The 5,487-nt window shown below is 46.0% G+C and carries 10 protein-coding genes; all 10 read left to right on the forward strand.

The annotated features are described in order from the left end of the window. The first annotated feature begins 91 nt into the window (after positions 1-91). The 10 genes from HMPREF1135_RS13430 (at position 92) to HMPREF1135_RS14400 (ending at position 5,375) form a co-directional block, all read left to right on the forward strand. Positions 92-1,618 (forward strand): hypothetical protein, encoded by a 1,527-nt coding sequence (locus HMPREF1135_RS13430; RefSeq protein ID WP_005948239.1) that lies wholly within the window; start codon positions 92-94, stop codon positions 1,616-1,618. Positions 1,619-1,862: 244 nt separating this feature from the next. Further along, positions 1,863-2,144: a type II toxin-antitoxin system RelB/DinJ family antitoxin gene (locus HMPREF1135_RS13435; RefSeq protein ID WP_005948237.1), complete on the forward strand. Its 282-nt coding sequence runs from the start codon at positions 1,863-1,865 to the stop codon at positions 2,142-2,144. Continuing rightward, on the forward strand, positions 2,137-2,409 hold the full coding sequence (locus tag HMPREF1135_RS13440) for a type II toxin-antitoxin system YafQ family toxin (RefSeq protein ID WP_005948235.1): 273 nt from the start codon (positions 2,137-2,139) through the stop codon (positions 2,407-2,409). The genes HMPREF1135_RS13435 and HMPREF1135_RS13440 overlap by 8 nt, the downstream gene beginning before the upstream one ends. Positions 2,410-2,427: 18 nt before the next feature. Further along, on the forward strand, positions 2,428-2,676 hold the full coding sequence (locus tag HMPREF1135_RS13445) for a hypothetical protein (RefSeq protein WP_005948233.1): 249 nt from the start codon (positions 2,428-2,430) through the stop codon (positions 2,674-2,676). Further along, positions 2,673-3,140 (forward strand): hypothetical protein, encoded by a 468-nt coding sequence (locus HMPREF1135_RS13450; protein WP_005948231.1) that lies wholly within the window; start codon positions 2,673-2,675, stop codon positions 3,138-3,140. Before HMPREF1135_RS13445 ends, HMPREF1135_RS13450 begins: the two co-directional genes overlap by 4 nt. A gap of 54 nt (positions 3,141-3,194) precedes the next feature. Continuing rightward, positions 3,195-3,965, forward strand: a complete 771-nt coding sequence (locus tag HMPREF1135_RS13455) for a hypothetical protein (RefSeq protein ID WP_005948226.1) — start codon at positions 3,195-3,197, stop codon at positions 3,963-3,965. Between the two features lie 48 nt (positions 3,966-4,013). Further along, positions 4,014-4,097: a 23S rRNA methyltransferase attenuation leader peptide gene (locus HMPREF1135_RS13460; protein ID WP_001814874.1), complete on the forward strand. Its 84-nt coding sequence runs from the start codon at positions 4,014-4,016 to the stop codon at positions 4,095-4,097. 124 nt (positions 4,098-4,221) lie between these two features. Further along, on the forward strand, positions 4,222-4,959 hold the full coding sequence (erm(B), locus tag HMPREF1135_RS13465; RefSeq protein WP_007596156.1) for a 23S rRNA (adenine(2058)-N(6))-methyltransferase Erm(B): 738 nt from the start codon (positions 4,222-4,224) through the stop codon (positions 4,957-4,959). A 145-nt stretch (positions 4,960-5,104) separates the two neighbouring features. Further along, positions 5,105-5,224 (forward strand): topoisomerase DNA-binding C4 zinc finger domain-containing protein, encoded by a 120-nt coding sequence (locus HMPREF1135_RS14395; RefSeq protein WP_181989423.1) that lies wholly within the window; start codon positions 5,105-5,107, stop codon positions 5,222-5,224. Then, positions 5,184-5,375 carry a hypothetical protein gene (locus HMPREF1135_RS14400; RefSeq protein ID WP_005948221.1) on the forward strand — a complete coding sequence of 64 codons (192 nt, stop codon included), beginning with the start codon at positions 5,184-5,186 and terminating at the stop codon, positions 5,373-5,375. The genes HMPREF1135_RS14395 and HMPREF1135_RS14400 overlap by 41 nt, the downstream gene beginning before the upstream one ends. The last annotated feature ends 112 nt before the right edge of the window (positions 5,376-5,487 follow it).

Here is a 5,487-nt window from a genome sequence, read left to right on the forward strand (position 1 = left end):
GACTTTCTCTTTAAGGCCCCGAAGGGGCCGCTCTTTGGCTCCCCCTTTTCCCCCTATGGGTTTGCAGAATGTACGAAAAGAGGTGTAAGGAATGGCGGATCAGCAAGTAGCACTGGAACGGCTGCGGGAACTTTACAGGGAAAAGAACGAGCATTTAGAGAAGTTTTTAGAGCCGGTGGAGCCGTATGAGTTTTATCGTGAGATCTTCCCGGAAGGATCTTTCGAGAGGAAGGGCCATTTTGAGGACAGGAAGGGAAACGGGATCGCGGTGACAGTGGCCAAAAGTGAGGTTGACAAGGCAACCGGGATTGCCCTGCAGATCGAGGGGGACGGTAAAGCGAAACGATGTACCGTCACTGACGAGCTGGACGAGCTGCGGGAGCTGCAAGACACCGATTTCACGATTATGTCCCCGATCTCCTATTTTGGACGGCGGCGGTGCGGCAAAAATGCCCGGTATCTCTATGCCCTGGTCTTTGACTTGGATGGGGTGGGTATGCCCCAGCTCCGGGACACGCTGCACCAGATGAACAAGGATATTCTGCCCCAGGCAACCTTTGTTGTAAACAGCGGGACAGGGCTTCACCTGTATTATGTGCTGAAAGAGCCGGTGCCTATGTACCCGTACAACCAGAAATGCTTGAAAGAGCTGAAATATTCCCTCACCCGGCAGATTTGGAATAAGTTTACCTCCACCATCAAGGAGCCGCAAATGCAGGGGATTTTGCAGGGCTTTCGGGTGGTCGGCTCTGGCTCGAAGCTGGGGCGTGAGTACCCTGTGAGGGCGTTCCGGCTCGGCGGGCCGGTGGAGCTGGCGCGGCTGCTTGATTATATCCCGGACAGCAACGGGGAACAGCAGCGGCTTGAGGGGCTTATGAGAAAGAGCCGACTGTCGCTGGCCGAGGCGAAAGAGAAGTACCCGGATTGGTATGAGCGGCGGATCATCAAGAAGGAGCGGCGGGGCCGCTGGACGGTCAAGCGTGACCTTTACGACTGGTGGCTGCACCGGATCGCCGATGAAATCCGGGTGGGCCATCGTTTCTATGGCATTATGACGCTGGCGATTTATGCGAAGAAATGCGGGATAGACGAGGACGAGCTGCGCCGGGACGCTTTCGCGTTGCTTCGGCCCTACGATGATATGAGCGTGGAGGATATAAACCGCTTTACAAAAGATGATGTGGTGTGCGCCCTTGAGATGTTCAACGAGGACTATGTGACATTCCCCAGGGACGATATAGCGAAGCTCTCCGGCCTGACTATGCCTGTCAATAAGCGGAACTGGCGCAAACAGCCAGTACATTTGCAGGGCGCGAGAGCAATCCAGGAGATTAACGATAAGGCCAATGGTACGAATTGGAGAGAAGGGAATGGGCGGCCAAAAGGCAGCGGAACGGCCCAGGCGCGGGTTTATGAATGGCGGCAGCAGCACCCGGAGGGACGCAAGGCCGACTGTCACCGGGAAACTGGCCTTGATCCGAAAACCGTCCGTAAGTGGTGGGATTGCCCGCCGCCAGCGGTGCGCTTTGAAAATGGGCATATAACGGTGCGGGTGTCCCCTTCCCAGGAGTTGAGCGATTGGCTCCTGGACGCGCTACACGATGGGGGCCAGGAATAAGGCCCAGAAAGGCCCCTGTTACGCTTTAGAAGCCGTTTTCAGCCCTCCGAGGGTAAAATACCGGCCCCCTCTCTACTGCGCCCAGAAAGCCGCATAAATCAAGGCTTTTTTGCCCTCTAAATGCGAACATACCAGGGTAGAAGTTTAAGGGCCAGTGCTTGGGTAAACGGCCAGGAATATATATTGACATTGTAAATAAAAAGTTATACAATGGATATAATAAGAGTGAAAGGAGTTGCTACCTATGGCAAATACAAATATTAACATTCGTATGGACGCAGACTTGAAGCGGCAGTTTGAGGCGTTCTGTGCTGATATGGGAATGACGATGACAACGGCGTTCAATGTTTTTGCGCGTAAGGCTGTGAGGGAGTATAGAATACCCTTTGAAATCAGCGGGGATGTACCGAACGCTGAAACCGTCGAAGCAATCAAGGAAGTAAAGAGAATGAAGGCCGATCCGAGCCTTGGCAAGACCTATTCCAATGTCGATCAGATGATGGAGGAGCTGCTTGCCGATGTATAACATAAGACCAACCACAAAGTTTCAGAAGGATTTGAAGCGCGTGAAAAAGCGCGGCTTTGATATTCCTTTGCTGACCGATATTATTAAAAAACTGGCTGCGGGGGAGCCGTTGCCGGAGAAAAACAGGGATCACCAACTTTCCGGGGACTATGCGGGGTGTCGTGAGTGCCACATTACGCCGGATTGGTTGCTGATCTACGAAGTGGACGGGGACGAGCTGATTTTATATCTCACCCGGACGGGATCGCATAGCGATTTATTTTAGGGGAAGGAGGAAAGGTCTATGAGCTGGGATAAAGAGAGGATCGCGCAGTTGCAGCTCCCCGATCTGGCAGACGATGATCCGCACCCTCGGCTGCTCCTGGAAGGGGACGGCATACACGCAGGGCAGGGTTTTACCGCCTTGTTTCCTGATGGCTGGCACGAGATTACCCTTGAAGTAGCCTGGGAGCCAACAGGCCCCGGCTGCTGGTACATATCTACGCCTGGGTTTGAGGGCGTGTGTCCTGTGGGCCTGTTCGTGAAGGTATGAAAACAATCCGGCAGATAGCGGACGAGATAGGGGTATCAAAGACAGCAGTAAATAAGCAAATCGCAAACCTGGGTTTGCGATCAGGTTTACGAAAAAACGGAAACCAGTTTGCGATTGATGAACACCAGGAAGCCTTGATAAAACAGGCTTTTTCTGAAAAATCGCAAACCGAAATCGAAAACCAATCGCAAACTAAAACGCAAACCGAAAACCACGAAGTTGGCGATTTAGTTTGCGTTTTACAGGCAACTATCGACACGCTGCAAGGGCAGCTTGAAGTAAAAGACCGGCAGATTGCAAAGCTGACTGAGGCCCTGGTAGCCGCCCAGCAGACAGCGGCAGCGGCCCAGGCACTCCACGCGGGAACAATGAAGCAACAGCTTCTTTCCGGGGAGAGTGGAGCGGATCAGCAGGAGCCGGAACAGAAAAAAAGCTGGTTTTCAAAAATTTTTGGTGGTAGATAGGAAACAAAAGGACATTTTTTTCGTCACTACAAGTAGGAAAGGCGGTGTGATACAATGAAGAAAATTGCTCTTATTTTATGTTTGGTATTAGTGGCGTCTTTTGTATTAAGTGGGTGTAACAACAGTGATAGTATCATTACTCTCGAAGATAGAGAAGTTGGAAAAATAGAAATACAATCAGGAAATACGGGAGAAACGGTAGAGGTCACCGAAGAAGAAGTAATTTCGCAAATTGCTGATATACTGTCATTAGAATTTGAAAAAGGTGAGAAAAGTAACGACAGTACAGGGTGGAGTTATTCAGTAAGGTGGTATGATACAGAAGGGAAACAGATAGACACTGTTGTAATAATGAATGATGGAACTATTGAGAAAGACGGATATTTTTGGAAAACATCTAAGGACAACATAGAACTATCTGTATTTGATGAATTAGTAACGAAGCATTCCTCCGAGCTGCCACTTGAATGGGACAAAATTCCTATGGTGATGGTGGATGGTAAACTCTACTACGATACGGGGAAAGAGAGTACCGTAAGTGCCCGTTGTGGAGTAATGGATGGGGAAATTACTTCGACGGTTGACGGTTCTGAGATACCGACAAAAGATAACCAATCCAATTTCGGGACGGGCTTTGAATATCAATACGGAGCCGACAATACCATAGAGATTTTTATGAACGAAAAATGGATTGTTTTTGAGCAAAGAGAAGGAACTGGAAATCAAGTCCGATTTGGTGATCGGATGGTAGATGCGGATGGTCTTTCGGAAGAAACGCTTGAATGGCTCGATTGGTATCTTAAAATTTTGTATAATAGGAATTGAAGTTAAATTAGATGCTAAAAATTTGTAATTAAGAAGGAGGGATTCGTCATGTTGGTATTCCAAATGCGTAATGTAGATAAAACATCTACTGTTTTGAAACAGACTAAAAACAGTGATTACGCAGATAAATAAATACGTTAGATTAATTCCTACCAGTGACTAATCTTATGACTTTTTAAACAGATAACTAAAATTACAAACAAATCGTTTAACTTCTGTATTTGTTTATAGATGTAATCACTTAAGGAGAGATTACATGAACAAAAATATAAAATATTCTCAAAACTTTTTAACGAGTGAAAAAGTACTCAACCAAATAATAAAACAATTGAATTTAAAAGAAACCGATACCGTTTACGAAATTGGAACAGGTAAAGGGCATTTAACGACGAAACTGGCTAAAATAAGTAAACAGGTAACGTCTATTGAATTAGACAGTCATCTATTCAACTTATCGTCAGAAAAATTAAAACTGAATACTCGTGTCACTTTAATTCACCAAGATATTCTACAGTTTCAATTCCCTAACAAACAGAGGTATAAAATTGTTGGGAATATTCCTTACCATTTAAGCACACAAATTATTAAAAAAGTGGTTTTTGAAAGCCGTGCGTCTGACATCTATCTGATTTTTGAAGAAGGATTCTACAAGCGTACCTTGGATATTCACCGAACACTAGGGTTGCTCTTGCACACTCAAGTCTCGATTCAGCAATTGCTTAAGCTGCCAGCGGAATGCTTTGATCCTAAACCAAAAGTAAACAGTGTCTTAATAAAACTTACCCGCCATACCACAGATGTTCCAGATAAATATTGGAAGCTATATACGTACTTTGTTTCAAAATGGGTCAATCGAGAATATCGTCAACTGTTTACTAAAAATCAGTTTCATCAAGCAATGAAACACGCCAAAGTAAACAATTTAAGTACCATTACTTATGAGCAAGTATTGTCTATTTTTAATAGTTATCTATTATTTAACGGGAGGAAATAATTCTATGAGTCGCTTTTTTAAATTTGGAAAGTTACACGTTACTAAAGGGAATGGAGATAAATTATTAGATATACTACTGACAGCTTCCAAGAAGCTAAAGAGGTCCCTAGCGCCTACGGGGAATTTGTATCGATAAGGGGTACAAATTCCCACTAAGCGCTCGGGACCCCTTGTAGGAAAATGTCCTAAGTGTGGCAACAATATTGTATTAAAAAAATCGTTTTATGGTTGTTCAAATTATCCTGAATGTAAGTTTACTTTATAATAGTTTGCCGGAAGAACAACAGTTAGCTATAAGTGCTGTGCCGCCAGATTTGCTTGAAGAAAGCGGTCTTGTAAAAACAGAGGACGCAGAGGTTTCTGCACAGGAAGATGAATTGTGTGGCTATCCTCTTGCACCAGAAGAAGTAGAGTGACAACAGAAGTTCTTGGAGACAGTTGTGAGGCTGCCTCTTTTAGCCCCCGGCAGGGCGCAAAAGCACTTTCATACTGCCAGCCCCGAAGGGGCGGCGGTGTGAAAGTGCTTTT

This window comes from Lachnoanaerobaculum sp. OBRC5-5, assembly GCF_000296385.1.
Taxonomy (GTDB): Bacteria; Bacillota; Clostridia; order Lachnospirales; family Lachnospiraceae; genus Lachnoanaerobaculum.